The sequence below is a fragment of the Streptomyces sp. NBC_01515 genome, assembly GCF_045040345.1.
Lineage (GTDB): Bacteria > Actinomycetota > Actinomycetes > Streptomycetales > Streptomycetaceae > Streptomyces.
In genome coordinates this window covers 7,287,910-7,309,304 of sequence record NZ_CP109416.1, presented here as the reverse complement: position 1 = coordinate 7,309,304, position 21,395 = coordinate 7,287,910, and the positions used below count along the sequence as shown (strand labels likewise).

Genomic DNA, 21,395 nt, shown 5'->3' with positions numbered 1-21,395 from the left:
GCGCCTGGCCACCCATCCCTCGGGGCCGCCCGCTCGCTTCTCACAACGGGATTGCGGGAGACGAGTCAAGGGTGGAGCGCAGCGCAATCGGCGCAGCCGACGCGACCGCAGGGAGCGCCCTTTACTCGGCTCCCGCAATCCCGACACTGACCAAGAAGCGGGCGGCCCAACGTCCACATCACAGTTCAGGGCCGGAGCAACTTCCTACTCCTCCAGCGACTCCTCCAGCGCGGCCAACGCCGGGTCCAGCACGATGTCCTCGCCCCGGTTCTCGATCGTCGGTTCTTCCGGGAAGTGACAGGCCGTCAGGTGGGCGGGGCGGTTGCCCTCGATCTGGATGAGGGGGGGTTCCTCGGTCGCGCACTTGTCCTGGGCCTTCCAGCAGCGGGTGCGGAAGCGGCAGCCGGAGGGGGGTGAGATCGGGGAGGGTACGTCGCCCGCGAGGCGGATGCGTTCGCGGCCGACCGTTTCGTTGTCGCCGAGGTTCACCTCGGGCACCGCGGACAGCAGGGCGTGGGTGTACGGGTGCCGGGGGCGGGTGTAGATGGAGTCGCGGTCGCCCACCTCGATGATCTTGCCGAGGTACATGACCGCCACGCGGTGCGAGAAGTGTCGTACGACTGCGAGGTCGTGGGCGATGAAGAGGAACGCGATGCCGAGTTCCTTCTGCACCTCCTGGAGGAGGTTCACGACCTGGGCCTGGATGGAGACGTCCAGGGCCGATACCGGTTCGTCCGCGACGATCAGCTTCGGTTCGAGGGCCAACGCGCGGGCGACGCCGATGCGTTGGCGCTGGCCGCCGGAGAACTCGTGCGGGAAGCGGTTGTAGTGCTCGGGGTTGAGGCCGACGATCTCCAGCAGCTCACGGACGCGGGCCTCGCGGCCGCCCTCCGGCTGGATGTCGTTGATCTCCATCGGGCCCGAGATGATCTTGCCGACCGTCTGCCGCGGGTTCAGCGACGAGTACGGGTCCTGGAAGATCATCTGGATCTCGGACCGGATCGGGGCCAGTTGCCTGCGGGAGGCGTGGGTGATGTCCTGGCCGCGGTAGGTGATGCTGCCCGCGCTCGGCTCCAGCAGGCGGGTGATCAGGCGGCCCGTCGTCGACTTGCCGCAGCCCGACTCCCCCACCAGGCCGAAGCTCTCCCCGACGTGCACGGTCAGGTCGATGCCGTCGACGGCCTGCACGGCGCCGACCGTACGGCGGATCGGGAAGCCGCCCTTCACCGGGAAGTGTTTGGTCAGGCCCTCCACCACCAGCAACGGGTCGCCGGAGGCTTCCGGTACCGCGTCGCGCGGGGCGGGCAGGACGAGGTCCTCTGTCATGACGTCTCCTCCTAGCCCAGTCGGGGCTTGATCTCTTCGATGAAGATGCTGCGCTTCTGGTCCGCCGTGAGGTGGCAGGCCGAGGCGCGGTCGGGGGCGAGCAGCGGGCGTTCGGTGGCACAGCGGGTGCCGCCGACCCGGTCCTGGAAGGTGCAGCGGGGGTGGAAGCGGCAGCCCGAGGGCGGGTTCAGGAGGGAGGGCGGGGCGCCGGGGATCGGGTCCAGAGGCGCGCTCAGGTCCGAGTCCAGGCGGGGCATGGAGTTCAACAGGCCCCAGGTGTAGGGGTGTTGAGGTGAGCGGAGGACCTCGTTCGTCGAACCGCGTTCCACCGCGTTGCCCGCGTACATCACCATGATGTCGTCGGCCATGTCGGCGATCACGCCGAGGTCGTGCGTGATGAACACGATCCCGGACCCGAACTCCTGCTGGAGGTCCTTCAGGAGGTCGAGGATCTGGGCCTGGACCGTGACGTCGAGGGCCGTTGTCGGCTCGTCGGCGATCAGCAGGTCCGGGTCGCAGACCAGCGCCATGGCGATCATCGCGCGCTGGCGCATACCGCCGGAGAACTGGTGCGGGTAGTCCTTCGCCCGTTCCTTCGGGTTGGGGATGCCGACCTTGCCGAGCATCTCCACCGCGCGCGCCCAGGCGACCTTCTTCGAGGCGCCCAGGTGCTTCATGTACGGCTCGGCGATCTGGCGGCCGACAGTGTAGTACGGGGAGAGTGCGGTCAGCGGGTCCTGGAAGATCATGGCGACCTTGTTGCCGCGCAGCTTCTCCATCTCGGACTCGCGGGCCGTGGTCAACTCCTGGCCGTCCAGGAGGATTTCGCCCTCGACGGTGGTGAACATCGGGTTGTGCAGGCCGAGGATCGTCAGGTTGGTGACCGACTTGCCGGAGCCCGACTCCCCCACGATGCCCAGCGTCTTGCCGCGTTCGACGTCGAAGGAGAGACCGTCGACGGCACGGACGATGCCGTCCTCGGTCTTGAAGCTGACGTGCAGGTCCCGCACCGAGAGAAAGGCACCCGCGTCGGCCGGCGAGGGAGCGCCGGCTTCCTTGGTCAATGTGGTCACGAGTGCTCCTAGGCCAGCCGCACGCGCGGGTCGATGAAGGCGTAGCAGGCGTCGACGATGATGTTGAAGAGCAGGATCATGGTGGCGGAGAAGATCATCACGCCCAGCAGCAGCGGCAGGTCGCTGTAGAACACCGCCTGGACCGCGAGGTTGCCGAGGCCCGGCAGGCTGAAGGTGTACTCGGTGATGATGGCGCCGCCGAGCAGCGCCCCCAGGTCGATGCCGAAGATGGTGACGATGGGGATCAGCGAACCGCGCCAGGCGTAGCGGAAGAAGACGTATCTGCGGGACATGCCCTTCGCCTTGGCCGTACGGACGTGTTCCTCCTGGAGCTGTTCGATCATCGCCGAGCGCGCCATACGGGTGTACTGCGCGGCGAAGATCGTGGACAGCACCACCCAGGGGATGATCAGCCCCGAGAACCAGCTGATCGGGTCCGCGGTGAAGTTGTTGTACGCCGGCTTGGAGAAGATGTGGGTCTGGTAGACGAGCAGGGCCAGGGCCAGTGGTCCCAGGAAGTAGATCTGCATCGAGCTGAGCACCATCGCCCCGGCCGTGGCCGTCTTGTCGATGATCGTGCCGCGCTTCCAGGCGGCGAGCAGGCCGGTGCCGAGGCCGATGAGCAGGAAGAAGAAGGCGCCACCGAGGGTGAGCGAGATGGTGGTGGGCAACCGGTCGATCAGCGTGGCCCAGACCTGGTCGTTGGTGTGGTACGAGTACCCGAAGCACGGGGCGGGGCACGGGCCTTGGGCGAAGCCGTTGCTGCCCATGACGAGGTTCTTCAGGAAGATCCCGTACTGCGTGCTGATCGGCTTGTCGAGGCCGAGCACGTGGTGGATGTTCGCGAGGCTGGTCGGGTTGCACGTCTTGCCGCACATCAGCAGGCCCGGGTCGCGTGGCATCCCGAAGAACAGCAGGAACGTGACGATGCTCAGCAGGAAGAGGATGACAACGGCGCCGAGGAACCGGCGGAAGAGGAAGCGCAGCATGACAGGGGCAGCTCTCTGACGTCGGCGGGCCGTCCGGCACCCGGTGCGCCGCCCCGGAGGGGGACGGACGCAACGGGTGCCGGACGGACTGCGGTTACTTGACGAACAGGCGTCGCGGGTCGACGCCGCCGATGACGTCGTCGTAGACGAGGCCGCCGACCTTGGAGCCGGCGATCTGGGTCTGCTTGTAGTACGCGGTCGGGACGACGTTGACGACGTCCTTCACCAGGTACTGGTCGATCTTCTCCCAGGCGGCCGCGGCCTTGACCGGGTCGGTGATCTTGTTCGCCGCGTCGATGTCGGCGTTCACCTTGGGGTCGTTGACCTGCGAGTAGTTCTGCGCACCGTCGGCGATGCCGCGTCCGTCGTAGAGCGGCGGGATGACGGTCGAGGCGGACGGCCAGTCGGCGCCCCACGCGGTGTGGAAGATGTCGTAGTTGTTGTCCAGCTTGGAGACCTGGTCGTAGTAGGTCTCGGCCGGGATCTCCTGGCGCTGGACGTTGAAGCCGGCCTTCTTCAGGCCCGCCGCCATGGCGGTGGAGTACTGCTGGCCCTCGGGGGTGTTGGTGTAGCCGAAGGTCAGCTTCATGTTGAGCTTGCCGGCCTTCTTCAGCAGCTCCTTGGCCTTGACCGGGTCACCGGCGGGCTTCTTCTTCTTGCCGAAGGGGTCGAACGCGGCGTCGTAGCCGGAAACGGTCGGGGAGATCAGACCGCCGGCGACCTCCATCGCGTCGGTGCCGCCGAAGGCGCGGATGAACGGCGTGATGGGCAGCGCGTAGGCGATGGCCTCACGGACCGTCTTGTCCTTCATGGCCGGGTGGCTCATGTTGATGTTCATCTGGCCCACGTACGGCTGGTAGCCGGAGATCGTGCGGGCCTTCAGCTTCGGGTCCTTGAGCACGCTGGACAGGTTGCCCGCGTCGACCTGGTTGTTGAAGCTGATGCCGGTCTGGTCCGCGCCGCTGTCCGCGAGGAGCGCCTTCGTCGACGTCTCGAACTGCTGGTTGAACGTGAAGTTGAACTGGTTCACGTACTGGTGGCGGATCGGGTCCGTCTTCGGGTCCCAGTTGGTGTTCTTCACGAGCACCATCGACTTGCCGGACTTGAACGACTGGATCTTGTACGGGCCGCTCGTCACCGGCGACTTGTCGTACTTCGCCTGGGTGTCACCCTTGGCGGAGACGACCGCGTAGCCCGACATGGCCAGGGCGTACGGCAGGTCGGAGTGCGCCGTCTTGAAGTGGAAGATGATGGTCTTGGCGTCCGGGGTCTCCAGGACGGTGCTCGGCAGGTGCTTGCCCTTGTACGGGCCGTCCGGCAGCAGCTTGCGGTAGTCCGCGCCGGAGGTGTCGGCCAGCCACTGCTGGAGGTAGGACGGGCCCTGGTTGATGAAGGGCGCGAAGAGCCGCTCGAAGGTCTGGCGGAAGTCCGTGGACGTGATCGGCGTCCCGTCGGCGAACTTGATGCCGTCCTTGAGGGTGTACTTCCAGGTCTTGCCGCCGTCCGTGGTGGTACCGGAGTCGGTGGCGAGGTCGCCGACGACCTCGTGTCCCTTGCCGTCGCTGGTGGTCGTCTTGTAGCCGGTGAGACCACGGTGGATCAGGGTCGCGAGCGAGCCCTCGTCCGAGACGTAGATCTGAGCCGGGTCGAGGTGGGCGTAGCTGTCACGCTGGAGCACCTCTATCGAACCGCCCGACTTGGCGCCCGGTACGGCCGCGGCCGGTCCGGTGGAGTCCGCGGTGTCGCCGAACTTGATCGACTTCTGCTGTCTGGACGCGTTCTCCTTGTCCTGCTTGTTGTTGTCACTCGCGTCGCTGCCGCCCTTGCTGCAACCGGTGAGCACAAGAGCCCCGGCCGCGAGCACGGAGAGCGCGGCGTATACGTGGCGTCCGCCCCTACTCATCACTCAGTTTCCACCCATCTGTGTGTCACCAGTGCACAAAGGAATTCCCGTGCTGGATCGCCGTGCTGGATTGCTGTGCTGGATTGCCGTGCGGTATCCGGGCGCGGACGCCCTCCAACGGACGGTCAGCGTGCCGTCTTGGGATCGAAGGCGTCCCTGACCGAGTCCCCGAGCAGGTTGAAGGCCACGATGAAGATGATCATCGAGACACCCGGGAAGAACATGTAGGTGATGTCGTTCGACATCACGAGTTCGGTGGACGCCTTGGAGAACATCTGTCCCCAGTCCGGCGTCGGTTCGACGATGCCCACGCCCAGGAAGGACAGTCCGGCCTCGGCGGTCACGAAGCCGGGAAGCATGTACGTGGACTGCACGAGGATCGGCGTGACCACGTTCGGCAGGATCTCTTTGCTGATGATCCGCCAGGACGAGGCCCCGCTGACTCTGGCCGCCTCGATGAACTCCCGTTCGCGCAGCGCCAGACTGGTGCCGCGCAGGATACGGGCGAGGCTCATCCAGCCCAGGAACCACTGCACCGCGATGAGCGCCACGACACGGACGTAGGTCGGTGTCTCGTCGGTCGGGCTCACGAAGAGCGACACGACGACGGGCATGCTGGCGATGAAGAAGAGCTGGGCGGGGAAGGCCAGCAGGAAGTCGATGACCCGGCTGATGAAGTAGTCGGACTTGCCGCCGAGGTAGCCGGCCGCGACGCCGAGCAGGATGCCGGTGAGGACGGTCGCGATCGTCACGCAGACGGAGATCATCAGCGAGGTGCGGATGCCGTAGAGGAGCTTGGTGAACACGTCGTAGCCGTTGCCCGGTTCGAGGCCGAACCAGAACTGGCTGCTGATCCCGCCGTTGGGCTGCAGCGGGACGCCCGCGCTGTCGAAGAGCTCGGGGCGTTCGTCCGCGTACACGGTGTACGGGTCCTTGCCGTACAGCTTCGAGATCAGTGGTGCGAGGAGTCCGACGAGGAAGAAGAAGGCCACGACGTAGGCCGAGACGACGCCGGTGCGGTCGCGCTTGAAGCGGATCCACATCAGCTGGCCGGGCGACCGGCCCTCCATCTTCTTGGCCTCGGGTTCCGCCTGCGGCCCTGGTTCGCCGTCGACGACGACCGAGGTTCCGCCGCCCTCAATGTCGATAGGACTTGTCACTGTTCGCCCATTTCACAGGTGTGGGTGTGCCGAGTGGGCGACCGGCGCAGGGTGTGCGCGATCACCGTTCGGAGCTAGGAAAGAGGTCCGGTGCGTCCCGGTGCGGCGGGAGATCCCGCAGCCGGACGCGCGTAGTTGAACGGCGGCACTAGACCGCCGGCCGACTCCTCAGAGCCAATCTCCGCATGGGCGGCCGAAGTTGCTACCGACGGACGACGTGTCCCACCTGGCGTTCGTGACACCACGCATGGGGCTCCTCCTCATGACTCCACGTATTCACCAACAGGAGGGGGTTCACGTCTTTCCTCCGTCACCCCTGACGGAGGGTCAGACACCCCCTGGTGCTCGCGAGTCGGCGCCGTCCCCACGGCGCGATGACCCATTGACCCGAGCGCTACGCGGCTAACTATCTGCCATGTGCCAGGTGCCGACCACTGTCTTTAAATCTCAATTCAGTCACAGCTCGCCCGTACATCTTCCAAAACATGGACAAACTGTTCGATGCGAGAAGGCCACGAAACGGACTTGTTACATGGCTATCGGGCGAGGATCTCCGCATTACGGACAGACCGTCTCGGGAAGCGGGGCTTAATTCGGTTGCAAAAAGCCCGGGCACCCCCAAGATGGGGGCACCCGGGCTCAGTTGGCCGGTATCAGCGCCTCGAACGGCCTGCGATCGTATGCGTCAGCCGTGCTTGGCGCGGCTCGCGGAGCGGCCGCGCTCCTTCTGGTCGAGGACGACCTTGCGGATGCGAACGGACTCCGGGGTCACCTCGACGCACTCGTCGTCGCGGCAGAACTCCAGGGACTGCTCCAGGGAGAGCTTGCGCGGCGGGACGATCGCCTCGAACGAGTCGGCGGCGGCCGAGCGCATGTTGGTGAGCTTCTTCTCCTTGGTGATGTTCACGTCCATGTCGTCGGCGCGCGAGTTCTCGCCGACGATCATGCCCTCGTACACCTCGGTGCCGGGGTCGGTGAACAGCACACCGCGCTCCTGGAGGTTCGTCATCGCAAACGCGGTGACGGCGCCCGCGCGGTCGGCGACCAGCGAACCGTTGTTACGGGTCGTCAGCACGCCGAACCACGGCTCGTGGCCCTCGTGGATGGAGTGGGCGATGCCCGTACCGCGCGTCCCGGTCAGGAACTCGGTACGGAAGCCGATGAGACCGCGGGACGGCACGACGAACTCCAGACGGACCCAGCCGGAGCCGTGGTTGGACATGTTGTCCATCCGGCCCTTGCGGACGCCCATGAGCTGCGTGACCGCGCCCATGTGCTCCTCGGGCACGTCGATCGTCATGCGCTCGACCGGCTCGTACGTCTTGCCCTCGACCTGCTGGGTGACGACCTGCGGCTTGCCGATGGTCAGCTCGAAGCCCTCGCGGCGCATCTGCTCGACCAGGATGGCCAGCGCCAGCTCACCGCGGCCCTGCACCTCCCAGGCGTCGGGACGCTCGGTGTCGAACACGCGCAGCGAGACGTTGCCGACCAGCTCGCGGTCCAGGCGGTCCTTGACCTGACGGGCGGTCACCTTACGGTCCTTGACGGCCGCCTTCGCGGAGGCGCCCTTGCCGGTGCCGCCGCGGCCGACCAGCGGCGAGGTGTTCGTGCCGATGGTCATGGAGATCGCCGGCTCGTCCACCGTGATGAGCGGCAGCGCGATCGGGTTCTCGGGGTCGGCGAGGGTCTCGCCGATCATGATGTCCGGGATACCGGCCACGGCGCAGATGTCACCGGGGCCCGCCATCTCGGCCGGCTTGCGGGTGAGCGCCTCGGTCATCAGCAGCTCGGTGATGCGCACGTTGGACATCGTGCCGTCGCGCTTGATCCACGTGACGGTCTGGCCCTTGCGCAGCTCGCCCTGCTCGACGCGGAGCAGCGCGATACGGCCGAGGAAGTTGTCCGCGTCCAGGTTGGTGACGTGCGCCTGGAGGGGGGCGGCCTCGTCGAACTCGGGGGCCGGGACGTGCGACAGGATCGTGGTGAAGAACGGCTCCAGGCTGTCGCTGTCCTGCGGGACCGTGCCGTTCTCGGGCTTGGTCAGCGAGGCCACGCCGTCACGCGCGCAGGCGTAGACGATCGGGAACTCGATCTGCTCCTCGTCCGCGTCCAGGTCCAGGAACAGGTCGTACGTCTCGTTGACGACCTCGTCGATCCGGGAGTCGGGGCGGTCCGTCTTGTTGATGCACAGGATGACGGGCAGGCGCTGCTGGAGCGCCTTGCGCAGCACGAAGCGGGTCTGGGGCAGCGGGCCCTCGGACGCGTCGACGAGCAGCACCACCGCGTCCACCATCGACAGACCGCGCTCGACCTCGCCACCGAAGTCGGCGTGGCCCGGGGTGTCGATGATGTTGATGGTGATGACGTCGCCGCCATCCTTCGGGTGGTACTTCACGGCCGTGTTCTTGGCCAGGATCGTGATGCCCTTCTCACGCTCCAGATCGTTCGAGTCCATCATTCGGTCGTCGAGCGACTCGGCGGCGTGCGCGGCGAAGGCACCGGCCTGCTTCAGCATGGCGTCGACGAGGGTCGTCTTCCCGTGGTCGACGTGGGCGACGATGGCGACGTTGCGGATGTCGTGGCGCGTGGCCATATTGCGGCGAACTCCCGGAGAGTGAGGAAGGCCTGCGCGTACGTCTGTGTTACGCGGACCCTGCCGGGCTGGACACGCCACGGCCTTACCCCATCGTACGTGGCGTACGGGGAAGGAGCCTCCGCAGGGCCTTACGGGCGGCGCCGGAACCGGTCAGGCGCCGGTCACGGCAGGGGATTCGGCGGGGCACAGTTTCACGGCCGCGACCTTGGCCGGGGCGCCCTCGGAGGGCTCGGAACAGGGCAGGAACCCGCCGGCGTAGGTGTCCCAGGTGTGCACATGGCCGTGCACCGGCTGGTTCAGTCCGCAGGTATATGTGAAGTCGGCCTCGATCAGGTCGACCGAATCCCAGGCGTAGTACTGCTGCCGGGGTCCGGCGATCTCGTTGAAGAAGTCCGTCTTCTCGCGCCCGGCCGTTTCGGACGGCCCGGCGAGCGGGTTGTCCGTCTTCAGATGGGTGCCCAGCGCCTTGATCACGCGGGCTGCGCCGACGCCCTTGGGCGGGTGGGTCACGGTGGGGCGGTAGACGGTGCCGGAGACGGGTTCGATGACGCCCTGGTACCCGCCGTCGGTGTACGTGATCCGGTCGGGCAGCCCGGTGAGCCGCTCGACGTGCCGGAGGCCGGACCAGGCGTACGTCCCGTGCGCGCAGATCGTGGCCGCGTCGGCGGACAGCCGGCTCTCACCCGCCGTGACACCGCACGCCGCCGAACCCACGCCCAGTACCGCCACGGCCACCGCCGCTCCCCAACCCCGCACAACCCACCCCCGTACGACGACCGCCGCCCCGCGAGTAGCTGCGGGACGGCGGCCGTGCTCGTCATGTGCGGGTGATGCTAATCCCTCAGTCCTTGGTCGGGCTGGCCGAGGGGTGGGCGCCCTTCTTCAGGAAGCCCATGTCCTCGTAGACCGGGGTCTGGAAGCCGAAGGAGCCGGCGTTGACGACGGTCCTGCGGGCGGCCGTGAGCTGGGGGCGCTGGTAGAGGGGGATGGAGCCGGCCGCCGCCCAGATGCGGGCGTCGGCCTTGCGGACCAGGGCGGCGGACTCGTCCTCGTCGAGGGTCGAGGCGGCCTGGTCGAAGAGCTGGTCGACCTGGTCGGTGCCGACGCGGGTGTAGTTCTGCTCGACGTTCAGGGAGCCGTCCGCGGCCGGGACCGGCTTGGCGAAGATCGGGCGGGCGTCGGTGGCGGGGAAGGCGGACGCGGGCCAGGAGTAGAGGGCGAGGTCGTACTGGCCGGACGCGATGTGGTCCTTGAAGTAGCTGTCGTCGGAGACCTTGGTGATCTCCGTGCGGATGCCGACCTTCGCCAGCATCCGGGAGATGCTGTCGGCGACCGCGCTCAGCGACTCCGAACCGGTGCCGGAGGGGAGCACGAAGCGGAGGGTGAGCGGCTTGCCGTCCTTGGCGAGCGGCCCGGTCCTCGCGCCCGCCGGGGCGGCCGTGCCCTTGGGGGCGTACGCGCCGGGCGCGCCGCCCTGCTTCACCTTGCGGCCGTCGTACTGCTTGCCGTCGGCGAGGTGCTTGGAGCCCTCGTCGCCGCCGTGCCCGGAGGCCTTGTCGTGCTTCTTGGTGTGGTCCTGCGGGTCCTTGTTGTCCTCGCCGACGATGTACTGCCCGTCGGAGCCGCCCTCGGAGTCGGCCTCGTCGTCGGACTTCCCGCTCTTCTTGCTCTCGGCGCCCGCGGCCTTCTCGCCCTTGTCCTTGAGCGGTCCGCCGGGCACCCAGCCGGCGTCGGTGAGCAGTGCCTGCGCCTCCGCGGTGTCGTGGTCGCCGAGCGCGCCGCTGTTGTCGGCGTACGCGACCTGACCGGAGAGCGCGAGGTGACTGCCGACCGGCACGGCGGGCAGGCCGAGCGGGGTGAGGACGACCTTCGCCAGCGCCGTACGGTCGAGCGCGCGGGCCACCGCACGCCGGACGCGCTCGTCGGCTAGGGGGCCCTCGGAGCCGTTGAGGGCGAGCTGGGTGTAGGCGGGCTCGAAGGAGCGGCGGACGGTGAAGGCGCGCAGCGCGTCCTGCTGGCGCAGGTACTTGGCGAGCGCCTTGCGCTGCTTCTTGCTGGGCTTCTTCTTCTGCCGGCTCTCGTTCTTGTTCTCGTCCCTGCCCGTGGGGCTCGCGCCCTGGAGCGGGGTGCTCGTCCCCTTGGCGCGGCCCGCGAGCGCGATACGGCTCGCGTCGGCGGGGTCGATCTCGGCCAGGTCGACCGTGCCGTCGGCGAGCGCGGCGGCCCGCTTGTCGAGGGGTACGGCGTGCAGCACGATCTGGGAGAGCTTCGCGGGCCGGCCCCACCAGTGCGGGTTGCGGGCGAGGACGATCTCCTTGTCCTTGCGGTCGATCTTCTGCACCCCGAAGGCGCCGGCGGTGACCTTCAGCTTGCGGCGCGCGCCGTCGTTGAAGGCGTCCGGGGTGCCCATGACGTCCTTGGGGTACAGCGGCGAGAACAGCGCCTTCCAGTCGGCGTACGGCCTGCTGAAGGTGACCTTGACCTCAAGGTTGTTGGCGCCGCGCTCGATCTTCTCGATGCGGTCGTAGCCGGCGTTGCGCGCGGTCCAGTACGCGGAGTCCTTGCCGGACAGGGCGCGCCACTGGGCGGCGAAGTCGGCGGCGCCGATCTCGCGGCCGTCGCTCCACACCGCCTGCTGGTCCAGCTTGTAGAGGACGACCTGCTTGGGCTCGGTGTCGACGACCTTCGCGGACTCCAGGTAGTCGGCGTCGCGCTGCGGCCGGCCCTGGGCGTCGAGCCGGAACATCGCGGGCAGGACGGCCTGGGCGACGCGGGTGGTGGCGTCGTCGGCGTCCGACTGGAACGTGTTGAGGGTCTCCGGTACGTCGTCCACGGCCCAGTTCAGGGTGCCGCCGTCGGCGACCAGGTCACGGCCGACCGGCGCGATGTCCTGTCCGGCCAGCGGCTTGCCCGACTCGTCGTCGGAACCGCACGCCGCGAGGGTGGGCACCGCGAGCGCGCCCGCGGTGAGGAAGACGACCGAGCGCATGACCGCGCGCAGTCTGACGCCGTCGTGGGACATCACTGCTACCTCCGGTAAGCCGCGGGCTTCTGATCACTTATGGGCGTATATGGAGCTGATCAGATCTTTGCGGCCACTGAAGAGGAAACGGTTCGGCCATGAAGGGCGACACGGCGAGGGGCGCCGGGAAGCCCACCCGTGCGGCGCAATGTTCGAATCTGCCCCCGTACACACCAACGCACCCCGGCCAATCCGTGCACACCGCTTCCCACCGGTAGGCGTGACGCGCAACACTCGCAGGCGCATGAACGTTGCCGTCCATGGTCGACGCCCACGGAAGTGAGGTCACGTCATGTCCGTGCACGACGAACTGACGTCAGTCCAGCGCTGTCTCGACGACCTGTTCAGGTCGGTGGGGCGGCTGGAGAACCAATTCGGCAGCGGCGGCCTGGAAATGCGCAGGGTCAAGGCCGACGCCGACCGGCTGCGCGAGAGCGTCGCACTGCTGCGCGACGCCGCACCAGGGATCGAGCGCCCCCGGCGCCCCGATCTCGTCTCCATCCCCGACACCCCCTACGACAACACCCTGTGGACGGACTCGGACGACGAAGGACTCGGCGCCCACGACCGCCACGCACCCTGAACCGACCGGAGTCCTGACTTGGCCACTGGTACGGAACCCCAACCGAAGAGCGGCGGCGTACACACCGGTACGCGCGCCGCGATCGACGCCCCGCATCTGCGGACCGACCGCTGGTGGCTGGCCCCGGCCGTCACCGCCGCCGGACTGCTGGCCTTCGTCGTCTACTCGACCTGGCGGGCCTTCGCGGACTCGAACTACTACTCGGCGCCCTACGTCTCGCCGTTCTACTCGCCCTGTCTGGCCGACCGGTGCCGGACCATGCACGCGGGCCCGAACGCGGATCTCTTCGGGAGCTGGTGGGGCATCTCCCCCGCCATCATCATCCTGATCTTCCCGCTCGGCTTCCGCCTGACCTGCTACTACTACCGCAAGGCCTACTACCGGGGCTTCTGGGCCTCGCCCCCGGCCTGCGCGGTGGCCGAGCCGCACAAGAAGTACAGCGGTGAGACCCGCTTCCCGCTGATCCTGCAGAACGTCCACCGGTACTTCTTCTACGCGGCGCTCCTGGTGGCGGGCACGCTGACGTACGACACCGTGCTGACCTTCCGCGACGAGCACTACCACTGGGGCCACATGGGCCTGGGCACCCTCGTCTTCGTGGCCAACATCGTGCTGATCTGGGCGTACACCCTGTCCTGCCACTCCTGCCGGCACATCGTCGGCGGCAAGCTCAAGCACTTCTCCAAACATCCCGTGCGCTACAAGGCGTGGAAGTTCGTCGGGAAGCTGAACAACCGTCATATGCAGCTCGCCTGGGCGTCGTTGATCAGCGTGGCGGCCGCCGACTTCTACGTGTACCTGGTCGCATCCGGAGCTTTCGATGATCCGCGCTTCTTTTAGATTGGATGGGGCCTTCTGATGTCCGTGGTCGAGCGACAGGAGTGGGACGTCGTCGTGGTCGGTGCCGGTGGCGCCGGCCTGCGGGCCGCCATCGAGGCGCGCGAGCGCGGTGCCCGTACGGCGGTGATCTGCAAGTCGCTGTTCGGCAAGGCCCATACGGTGATGGCCGAGGGCGGCATCGCGGCGGCGATGGGCAACGTCAACTCCCACGACAGCTGGCAGGTCCACTTCCGCGACACTCTGCGCGGCGGCAAGTTCCTCAACCAGTGGCGCATGTCGGAGCTGCACGCGAAGGAAGCCCCGGACCGGGTCTGGGAGTTGGAGACCTGGGGCGCCCTCTTCGACCGCACGCAGGACGGCCGGATCTCGCAGCGCAACTTCGGCGGCCACGAGTACCCGCGCCTCGCACACGTCGGCGACCGTACGGGACTTGAGCTGATCCGCACGCTCCAGCAGAAGATCGTGTCGCTCCAGCAGGAGGACTACAAGGAGACCGGCGACTACGAATCCCGCCTGAAGGTCTATCAGGAGTGCACGGTCACACGGGTGTTGAAGGATGGGAGCCGAGTCTCGGGGGTCTTCGCCTACGAGCGGGAGACCGGCCGCTTCATGGTCCTCGAAGCGCCCTCCGTGGTGATCGCGACCGGCGGGATCGGCAAGTCCTTCAAGGTGACGTCGAATTCGTGGGAGTACACGGGCGACGGGCACGCGCTGGCGCTGCTCGCCGGGGCGCCGCTGCTCAACATGGAGTTCGTGCAGTTCCACCCGACGGGCATGGTCTGGCCGCCGTCCGTGAAGGGCATCCTGGTCACGGAGTCGGTGCGCGGCGACGGCGGGGTGCTCCGCAACTCCGAGGGCAAGCGGTTCATGTTCGACTACATCCCGGACGTCTTCAAGGAGAAGTACGCCGAGTCGGAGGCGGAGGGCGACCGCTGGTACGAGGACCCCGACACCAACCGGCGTCCCCCCGAACTGCTCCCCCGCGACGAGGTCGCCCGCGCCATCAACTCCGAGGTGAAGGCGGGCCGCGGCTCACCGCACGGCGGGGTCTTCCTGGACGTGTCGACGCGGATGCCGGCGGAGGTGATCCGGCGCCGACTCCCGTCCATGTACCACCAGTTCAAGGAGTTGGCCGACGTCGACATCACCGCCGAGGCGATGGAGGTCGGGCCGACCTGTCACTACGTGATGGGCGGCGTCGCGGTCGAGTCGGACACGGCGGCGGCGCGCGGGGTACCGGGGCTGTTCGCGGCCGGTGAGGTGGCCGGCGGCATGCACGGCTCCAACCGGCTCGGCGGCAACTCCCTGTCCGACCTGCTGGTGTTCGGCCGCCGGGCGGGCTGGCACGCGGCCGACCACGCGGCGGACCTGGCGGACAGCCGCCCGCTGGTGGACGACACGGAGGTCGACCTGGCGGCGGCGGAGGCGCTGCGCCCCTTCTCGGCGGAGGGCCCGGAACCGGGGCAGGAGAACGGCCGCCCGCCGGAGAACCCGTACACCCTCCACCAGGAACTCCAGCAGACCATGAACGACCTCGTCGGCATCATCCGCCGCGAGGGCGAGATGGAACAGGCGCTGGAGAAACTGGCCGAACTTCGAGTACGGGCCCGCAGGGCGGGAGTTGAAGGCCACCGGCAGTTCAACCCCGGCTGGCATCTCGCTCTGGATCTGCGGAACATGCTGCTGGTCAGCGAGTGCGTGGCGCGGGCCGCGCTGGAACGCACCGAGTCGCGCGGCGGACACACCCGTGAGGACCACCCCGGCATGAACCGCGACTGGCGCCGCATCAACCTGATCTGCCAACTGACCGACCCCAACGGCGGGTTGGCGGCCGCGGACCCGGTGTCGGGCCAGATCAGCCTGACCCGCGAGACGACCGACCCCATCCGCGCCGACCTGCTCGCCCTCTTCGAGAAGGAAGAGCTGGTCAAGTACCTCGCCGAAGAGGAGCTGTACGAGTGAGCAGCTACGAGGCCCGCTTCAAGGTGTGGCGGGGAGACGTCAAGGGCGGCGACCTTGAGGACTTCAAGGTCGAGGTCAACGACGGCGAGGTGATCCTGGACATCATCCACCGCATCCAGGCCACCCAGGCCTCCGACCTCGCCGTGCGCTGGAACTGCAAGGCGGGCAAGTGCGGTTCGTGCTCGGCGGAGGTCAACGGGCGCCCCCGGCTGATGTGCATGACCCGCATGTCGGTGTTCACCCGCGAGGAGACGATCACGGTGACACCGCTCCGCGCCTTCCCCGTCGTACGGGATCTGGTGACGGACGTCGGCTTCAACTACCAGAAGGCCAGGGAGATTCCGTCGTTCGTACCGCCGGAGGGGGTCGCGGCCGGCGACTACCGGATGATGCAGGAGGACGTCGACCGCTCGCAGGAGTTCCGCAAGTGCATCGAGTGCTTCCTGTGCCAGGACACCTGCCATGTCGTCCGCGACCACGAGGAGAACAAGACGGCGTTCGCCGGTCCCCGATTCCTCATGCGGGTCGCGGAGTTGGACATGCATCCGCTGGACGCGGCGGCCGAGAGCGGCCTCGACCGCAAGAAGACCGCCCAGGACGAACACGGCCTCGGCTACTGCAACATCACCAAGTGCTGCAGCGAGGTCTGCCCCGAGGGCATCCACATCACGGACAACGCGCTGATTCCCTTGAAGGAACGGGCAGTTGACCGCAAGTACGACCCGCTGGTGTGGCTGGGGTCGAAGATCAGGAGGCGTTCTTCGTAGGCTTCGCGAGGTCGAGGGCGGCACCTTGTACCAGGACCCCGGCGAAGACGACGACGGCACCGACCACTGCGAACGGGGCCAGCCGCGAGTCGTCCGGGCCCTGGAACGGCCCGAAGAACACGCACGCGGCAAGCCCCGCGTCGCTGACCAGGATGCCGTAGCCCCACAACCGGGGTCGCACGATGCGGTTCCGGCGCGCGAGCGGGGTCCAGCCGCGCGTGACCGCACCGAGGCCGACACCGGCGAGGACGGCGATCAGCAGCACTGCCAGGGTCAGTTCGGTGTCGCTCATGTCCGCTCCACGAGGGACAGCGCCTGCTGGAGGTTGTGTTCCGCGATGCCGCGCATGAACTCCGGGTCGTGGAAGTCCCCGACGTCCAGGAGGCGGAGAGGGCCGGCGACGAGGGAGAGGTGCATCGCCAGGGCGTAGAGGCGTAGCCGGTCCTCGTCCAGGCCCTCGGTGCGCAGCGGGTCGTAGTGGTGGCCGAAGCGCAGGCGGAGGAAGACGTGTTCCCACTCGGCGTCGAAGTACATCAGGCCTTCGATGTCGATGAGGGCGAGGTCGCCGTCAGGGGTCACGCGGACGTGGTCGGGGCCGAGTTCGCCGTGGATGAGGGTGAGGGGCTCGGTGCGGGGTTGGATGCGGGCGGCCAACGTCCTTACCGTGTCGGCCAGTTGGGGGTGGGCGGCTGCCGCTCGTGGGTCGCGTGCCGGTAGCTCGTCGAGGTCGCTCAGGGCTCGTTCGGCTACGACCGCCTGACACGAAACGCCGTACGAGGAACCGCCGTTGTCCACGACCGCGACCTTGCCGAAGCGCGGGCCCGTGCGGGCGTGCAGGGTGTCGAGCAGGGCCGCCGTCCGCTCCAGCGCCTCCGTCCGCGCCTGCGCCTGCGCCTTCGGTACGGCGGCCTTGTCGTCGTCCAGCAGGTCCTCCAGGGTGCCGCCCGGGAGGTCCTCGACGATCGCCACGTCCGCCGGGAGGTGGGTGTGGGTGGGGTCGGCGTGGAGGAGGCGCGGGGCGCGGACGCCGGCTGCGGCGAGGCGGTTCGCGGCGGCGGTGAAGAGGGTGAGGCCGGAGGCGTGGGAGAAGGGGTCGCGGGGGTCGCCGGGGCCGGCGTCCCAGAGGTCCTCGTCCGGGGACCAGACGTAGGCGACGGCGGTCGAACGGTTCTGGAAGGTGAGCCTGTAGACGCCCTTCTTCGAACCGCCCCGGAGGCGGGTCACGTCGTTCAGGGTGTGGCCGAGGGCCTGGGCGAAGGGGGCGAGGTCGGTGCGGGTGAGGGTCCTGCGGGTGGCGGTCATCGGGGCGCGGGACGCTGCGCACGCCACTGGAGTACGCAGCCGAGGGCGATCAGGGCGAGCGCCGTCACGCCACCCGCGTCGCCCATGGCCAGGGAACCCGCCCACCAGCGCAGGGAGATACCCGTCGCCATGCCCGACGCGAAGATCAGTTGCCCGTAACCCCACAACTCCGGCCGTACCACCCGGCCTTGCAGCGTCGGCAGCATACGGCCGGTCGTCACCGCGACGACTCCGCTCACGGCCACCAGCGCACAGGCCGCCGCGGCCAGTACCGTCCCCACCATCGCCCACCCCCATCGGACCTGGCCGATCATCGCACCCCGGGCTCCGAACAGCGCGGTGTTTTCAGGGAACTTGAGCGTGCGCGCTCAGCGCACCCAACCCTCCCGGTACGCCGTCCAGTCCGCCTCCGTCGCCGCGAAGTCGACGTACAGGGCGACGCCGAAGTTCGTACGGTGCGCGTCCGTGCGGGACAGGCCGAGGCGTACGCCGCGTACGGCGGCGGGGACGGTCTCGGCGGCGCCGTGGTGGCCGAACCGGTCCTCGTGGAAGAAGGGCAGGCCCATGAGGAGGTCGGTGTCGGCCGGGGTGACCTCCAGGGCGAGGGAGGTCTGTTGGGCGACGTAACCGCCGTAGAGGCTCTGGAGGGGTTGCATCGTGTCGTACGACATGACGGCGATCTGGTCGACGCGGCGGGCGACTTGGCCGAAGTAGGCCTGGGACCACCACTTGGGGTGGTTGGTGACGGTGCCCCAGAAGGAGTGGAAGGCGGGGAGCGGGTCGATCTGGTGGGCGGCGACGGAGAGTTGGGCGTGGTTGGCCCGGGTGACCTCGTGGAGTCTGTCGAGGAGGTCGAGGTAGTTCGCGTCGCCGGAGTGGAGGGGTTCCAGGTCGAAGTGGGCGCCCTCGAAGCCGGCGGCGAGGATCTGGCGGGTCGAGGCGACGATGGCGGTGCGGGTCGCGGCGTTCTGCAGGCGCAGGCCGTCCGGGCTCTCGGTGGCCAGCTTGTCACCCAGCCAGGCCTGTACGCGGACCCCGGGAAGTTCCCTGTGCACCGACTCGATCAACCACGCGGCCTTGGGATAGTCCGACTCCGGGAGGGTGCCGTCGTGCTCCAGGGGGCCTGAATGGACGTACAGGTCACGGATACCGGTGCTTTTCAGCCGACCGGCCAGCGCTGCCATGTCCGCGTCGGTCTTACGCCCGTCCACCCAGGCATGACCCAGCCAGATCGCGTCCTGGCCCCGGGTGTACGTACCGTCGGAGACCTCACCGGTGTAATTCAGCCGCAGGGCGATCTCGGCACCGAGGACAGGCACCAACAGGGCAACCAGAAGCGCGACGAGGCTCCGCCGAACCCACTTCGCCTTCCCACCCCGCCCACCCGTGCTGCTTTCGTCGTCGGGTGCGGGTGGCCCTTGTGGGGGTACGGCGCCGTCGGCGGCCTCGGGGGGAAGGATTGCCGCAGGCGCGTCGGTCGCCGCAGGCGCGTCGGTCGCCGCAGGCGCGTCGGTCGCCGCAGGCGCGTCGGTCGCCGCAGGCGCGTCGGTCGCCGCAGGCGCGTCGGTCGCCGCAGGCGCGTCGGTCGCCGCAGGCGCGTCGGTCGCCGCAGGCGCGTCGGTCGCCGCAGGCGCGTCGGTCGCCGCAGGCGCGTCGGTCGCCGCAGGCGCGTCGGTCGCCGCAGGCGCGTCGGTCGCCGCAGGCGCGTCGGTCGCCGCAGGCGCGTCGGTCGCCGCAGGCGCGTCGGTCGCCGCAGGCGCGTCGGTCGCCGCAGGCGCGTCGGTCGCCGCAGGCGCGTCGGTCGCCGCAGGCGCGTCGGTCGCCGCAGGCGCGTCGGTCGCCGCAGGCGCGTCGGTCGCTTCGCTTCCTCCGCGCTTCCCCGTTTTCGGGTCGTCTGGCTCCGCTGGGTCCCCGAGACCGTTCGACGCTTCTCGCCCCTCGCTCTCCGGACCTGCGGATAGGTCGTCCCCACGTATCTGCGAATCCGGACCAGTCCCGGCCCCCGCACCCACTCGCCCCGAGCCCATCCCCGACTCCGCTCCCGACCCCGAACCCCCTACACGCCCCATCCCCATGCCACCCCTCCCCATAGCCGCACCCATCGCACCTCACCCACCCCCCGTCCCACCCCAGGCCCACCCCGGTCGCGCGACCGCAATCCTGCTCATACGCTCCGAAACGTGACGTCATCCTTGATACGGGGCCGGCCGCGGCGCGGTAGCTCCCACATATCCGTGCGGGTGGGGCATGCCGTGTTGGGTGGGGCGGTCGGGGTCGTCTGGCTGGTGTTGCCGGTGATGACGATCAATGCGGAGGCTCCGGTTGCGGCGAGCCGGGGTGGGGCCGTCGCCGGTGCGGGCCGACATGGTCAGCAGGAGGCTGAGGGGAGTTCCGGCGCCGACCTCGTCCTCCCCCTCGTCGCCGTCGGCGGCGTAGGCGTACTCGCGGGGTACGGGTATGTGCGGCGCACCCGTAGGGGCCGTACCCGTACTACTCCCGGTGTCGGTGTCGTGTCCCCCCAACCTCCCGTCACTCCACTCCCCGTACTGGAACGCCAAGCCGGTGCCGCCCTCGTCCAGGCCGACGACTGCCTGCGCACCAGCCGTGCGGAACTCGCCTTCGTCCAGGCCCGGTTCGGGGACACGGCCGTCGAACCGTTCCTACGGGCCCTGCGGGACGCCGAGCGCGAGCTCGCCGCCGCCTTCGCGATACGCCTGCGCTACGACCGAGGCGTCCCGGAACCGAAAGAAGAAGCCGCCCGGCGGCAGGCCCTCGCCGGCATCGTCGGACGGTGTGCCGAGGCCGGGCGGCGGTTGGATACCGAAGCGCCCGCCTTCGATCAACTCCGGGCGTTGGAGCAGGAGTTGGACGACACCCTCGGCGTCGCGGAGGTGCGGTTCCGCGAACTCGCCGGCCGTACAGGGAGCGTCGACGCCACCCTCGCCGACCTCCACGCCCGCTACCCCTCACCCGCGGCCTCGACCACCACCGTCACCGTCACCGGATACGTCGAACAGGCCAAGGACCGGCTCGTGTTCGCCACCACCCACCTCAACCAGGCCCGGCAGGCAGCCGACTTGGAACACACCGGCGAGGCCATACGCTCCCTCCGCGCCGCCGAGGGCGCCATCAGTCAGGCCGACACCTTCCTGAACGACGTCGACCGGCTCGCCAACTCACTCGCCGCCGCAGGCGAGTTGGTGCCCGCCACACTCACCGGCGCCGAAGCCGACATCGCAAGGGCAAGGGCCGCATCACCGACAGGGCCCCTCCACACCCACCTCACCCACGCCCGCACCACCCTCGCCGCCGTACGAGAAGAACTCACCCGCGACCGCCCCTACGCCCACGACCCCCTCGACGCCCTGCGCCGCATCGTCCAGGCCATGCAGCCGCTGGGCGCGACGCGGGACGGAGTCCTCAGCGCCGCCGCGTGGCTCGTCGCGCGGAACGACGTCGGCTCGGCGGACGGTTTCATTGCGACGCACCGGGGTGCCGTGGGCGTAGAAGCCCGCACCCTGCTGGCCGAAGCGGCGCTGCTGCTCACAACCGACCCCGCCGCGGCCGACGTACCCGCGCTGGAGGCCCGCGAGTCGGCCGAGCAGGACGTCCGTGTGCACGGGAACCCGTATGCCGGTGCCGCCGACGAGCACACGAGCGGGGTCGGCGGGGCGGTCCTCGGCGGCATCCTCCTCGGCGAGGACCCGGACGGCGGCCCACCCCTCACCTTCGGCGGACCGGCCACACGAAAGCGCCGCGCACTCCCGCCGACGTAGAACACCGCAGTCGGCCTCGACAGGCACCAGGACAAGCACAGGCACAGCACAGGCACAATCCAGGCCACCAGCCGACCGCCCCCAGAACAACGAAAG

The 21,395-nt window shown here is 68.8% G+C and carries 17 protein-coding genes; 5 read left to right on the top strand and 12 right to left on the bottom strand.

Features of this window, described 5'->3' with window-relative positions:
* Positions 1 to 204: 204 nt before the first annotated feature.
* The 8 genes from OG407_RS33250 to OG407_RS33215 all read right to left on the bottom strand — a co-directional run bounded on the left by OG407_RS33250 (position 205) and on the right by OG407_RS33215 (position 12,069).
* Positions 205 to 1,326: an ABC transporter ATP-binding protein gene (locus OG407_RS33250; protein WP_405863211.1), complete on the bottom strand. Its 1,122-nt coding sequence runs from the start codon at positions 1,324 to 1,326 to the stop codon at positions 205 to 207.
* Between the two features lie 11 nt (positions 1,327 to 1,337).
* The gene (locus OG407_RS33245) at positions 1,338 to 2,399 is read right to left on the bottom strand and encodes an ABC transporter ATP-binding protein (protein ID WP_405863210.1); all 1,062 of its coding nucleotides are present in this window, start codon (positions 2,397 to 2,399) and stop codon (positions 1,338 to 1,340) included.
* An 8-nt stretch (positions 2,400 to 2,407) separates the two neighbouring features.
* Positions 2,408 to 3,388, bottom strand: a complete 981-nt coding sequence (locus OG407_RS33240; RefSeq protein WP_403584025.1) for an ABC transporter permease — start codon at positions 3,386 to 3,388, stop codon at positions 2,408 to 2,410.
* 94 nt (positions 3,389 to 3,482) lie between these two features.
* Entirely contained in the window at positions 3,483 to 5,291 is a 1,809-nt protein-coding gene (locus OG407_RS33235; RefSeq protein WP_405863209.1) for an ABC transporter substrate-binding protein, read from the bottom strand.
* Positions 5,292 to 5,416: 125 nt separating this feature from the next.
* Positions 5,417 to 6,451, bottom strand: coding sequence for an ABC transporter permease (locus tag OG407_RS33230; protein ID WP_405863208.1), 1,035 nt, complete (start codon positions 6,449 to 6,451; stop codon positions 5,417 to 5,419).
* Between the two features lie 685 nt (positions 6,452 to 7,136).
* The gene (typA, locus tag OG407_RS33225) at positions 7,137 to 9,044 is read right to left on the bottom strand and encodes a translational GTPase TypA (RefSeq protein WP_405863207.1); all 1,908 of its coding nucleotides are present in this window, start codon (positions 9,042 to 9,044) and stop codon (positions 7,137 to 7,139) included.
* Positions 9,045 to 9,197: 153 nt separating this feature from the next.
* Complete coding sequence (locus tag OG407_RS33220; protein WP_405863206.1) at positions 9,198 to 9,782, bottom strand: hypothetical protein; 585 nt, start codon at positions 9,780 to 9,782, stop codon at positions 9,198 to 9,200.
* A 106-nt stretch (positions 9,783 to 9,888) separates the two neighbouring features.
* Positions 9,889 to 12,069 carry an ABC transporter family substrate-binding protein gene (locus tag OG407_RS33215; RefSeq protein WP_405863205.1) on the bottom strand — a complete coding sequence of 727 codons (2,181 nt, stop codon included), beginning with the start codon at positions 12,067 to 12,069 and terminating at the stop codon, positions 9,889 to 9,891.
* 292 nt (positions 12,070 to 12,361) lie between these two features.
* Between OG407_RS33215 and OG407_RS33210 the strand changes: the two genes are divergently transcribed.
* The 4 genes from OG407_RS33210 to OG407_RS33195 are packed head-to-tail and all read left to right on the top strand — an operon-like array spanning position 12,362 to position 16,221.
* Positions 12,362 to 12,652 carry a hypothetical protein gene (locus tag OG407_RS33210; RefSeq protein WP_019058435.1) on the top strand — a complete coding sequence of 97 codons (291 nt, stop codon included), beginning with the start codon at positions 12,362 to 12,364 and terminating at the stop codon, positions 12,650 to 12,652.
* An 18-nt stretch (positions 12,653 to 12,670) separates the two neighbouring features.
* A complete protein-coding gene (locus tag OG407_RS33205) occupies positions 12,671 to 13,492 on the top strand; it encodes a hypothetical protein (protein ID WP_403584010.1) in 822 nt (273 codons plus the stop codon).
* Between the two features lie 18 nt (positions 13,493 to 13,510).
* Entirely contained in the window at positions 13,511 to 15,454 is a 1,944-nt protein-coding gene (locus OG407_RS33200) for a fumarate reductase/succinate dehydrogenase flavoprotein subunit (protein WP_405863204.1), read from the top strand.
* Positions 15,451 to 16,221: a succinate dehydrogenase/fumarate reductase iron-sulfur subunit gene (locus tag OG407_RS33195; protein ID WP_405863203.1), complete on the top strand. Its 771-nt coding sequence runs from the start codon at positions 15,451 to 15,453 to the stop codon at positions 16,219 to 16,221. Before OG407_RS33200 ends, OG407_RS33195 begins: the two co-directional genes overlap by 4 nt.
* On the opposite strand, the gene OG407_RS33190 is transcribed toward OG407_RS33195, so the two are convergent.
* The 4 genes from OG407_RS33190 to OG407_RS33175 all read right to left on the bottom strand — a co-directional run bounded on the left by OG407_RS33190 (position 16,202) and on the right by OG407_RS33175 (position 18,983).
* The gene (locus OG407_RS33190; protein ID WP_405863202.1) at positions 16,202 to 16,513 is read right to left on the bottom strand and encodes a hypothetical protein; all 312 of its coding nucleotides are present in this window, start codon (positions 16,511 to 16,513) and stop codon (positions 16,202 to 16,204) included. The genes OG407_RS33195 and OG407_RS33190 overlap by 20 nt on opposite strands.
* Positions 16,510 to 17,523 carry a phosphotransferase family protein gene (locus OG407_RS33185; RefSeq protein WP_405863201.1) on the bottom strand — a complete coding sequence of 338 codons (1,014 nt, stop codon included), beginning with the start codon at positions 17,521 to 17,523 and terminating at the stop codon, positions 16,510 to 16,512. Before OG407_RS33185 ends, OG407_RS33190 begins: the two co-directional genes overlap by 4 nt.
* On the bottom strand, positions 17,520 to 17,807 hold the full coding sequence (locus OG407_RS33180) for a hypothetical protein (RefSeq protein ID WP_405863200.1): 288 nt from the start codon (positions 17,805 to 17,807) through the stop codon (positions 17,520 to 17,522). The genes OG407_RS33185 and OG407_RS33180 overlap by 4 nt, the downstream gene beginning before the upstream one ends.
* Before the next feature lie 84 nt (positions 17,808 to 17,891).
* Positions 17,892 to 18,983, bottom strand: a complete 1,092-nt coding sequence (locus tag OG407_RS33175; RefSeq protein WP_405868751.1) for a hypothetical protein — start codon at positions 18,981 to 18,983, stop codon at positions 17,892 to 17,894.
* A gap of 837 nt (positions 18,984 to 19,820) precedes the next feature.
* On the opposite strand from OG407_RS33175, the gene OG407_RS33170 reads away from it, so the two are divergent.
* On the top strand, positions 19,821 to 21,299 hold the full coding sequence (locus OG407_RS33170) for a hypothetical protein (RefSeq protein WP_405868749.1): 1,479 nt from the start codon (positions 19,821 to 19,823) through the stop codon (positions 21,297 to 21,299).
* The last annotated feature ends 96 nt before the right edge of the window (positions 21,300 to 21,395 follow it).

What these genes read in the sequence shown, in the direction of transcription:
- OG407_RS33200 (WP_405863204.1), top strand. Translation starts at nt 13,511, where the DNA reads ATGTCCGTGGTCGAGCGACAGGAGTGGGACGTCGTCGTGGTCGGTGCC.
- OG407_RS33215 (WP_405863205.1), bottom strand. Translation starts at nt 12,069, where the DNA reads ATGTCCCACGACGGCGTCAGACTGCGCGCGGTCATGCGCTCGGTCGTC.
- OG407_RS33210 (WP_019058435.1), top strand. Translation starts at nt 12,362, where the DNA reads ATGTCCGTGCACGACGAACTGACGTCAGTCCAGCGCTGTCTCGACGAC.
- typA (WP_405863207.1), bottom strand. Translation starts at nt 9,044, where the DNA reads ATGGCCACGCGCCACGACATCCGCAACGTCGCCATCGTCGCCCACGTC.
- OG407_RS33185 (WP_405863201.1), bottom strand. Translation starts at nt 17,523, where the DNA reads ATGACCGCCACCCGCAGGACCCTCACCCGCACCGACCTCGCCCCCTTC.
- OG407_RS33190 (WP_405863202.1), bottom strand. Translation starts at nt 16,513, where the DNA reads ATGAGCGACACCGAACTGACCCTGGCAGTGCTGCTGATCGCCGTCCTC.
- OG407_RS33240 (WP_403584025.1), bottom strand. Translation starts at nt 3,388, where the DNA reads ATGCTGCGCTTCCTCTTCCGCCGGTTCCTCGGCGCCGTTGTCATCCTC.
- OG407_RS33235 (WP_405863209.1), bottom strand. Translation starts at nt 5,291, where the DNA reads ATGAGTAGGGGCGGACGCCACGTATACGCCGCGCTCTCCGTGCTCGCG.
- OG407_RS33250 (WP_405863211.1), bottom strand. Translation starts at nt 1,326, where the DNA reads ATGACAGAGGACCTCGTCCTGCCCGCCCCGCGCGACGCGGTACCGGAA.
- OG407_RS33180 (WP_405863200.1), bottom strand. Translation starts at nt 17,807, where the DNA reads ATGGTGGGGACGGTACTGGCCGCGGCGGCCTGTGCGCTGGTGGCCGTG.
- OG407_RS33170 (WP_405868749.1), top strand. Translation starts at nt 19,821, where the DNA reads ATGACGATCAATGCGGAGGCTCCGGTTGCGGCGAGCCGGGGTGGGGCC.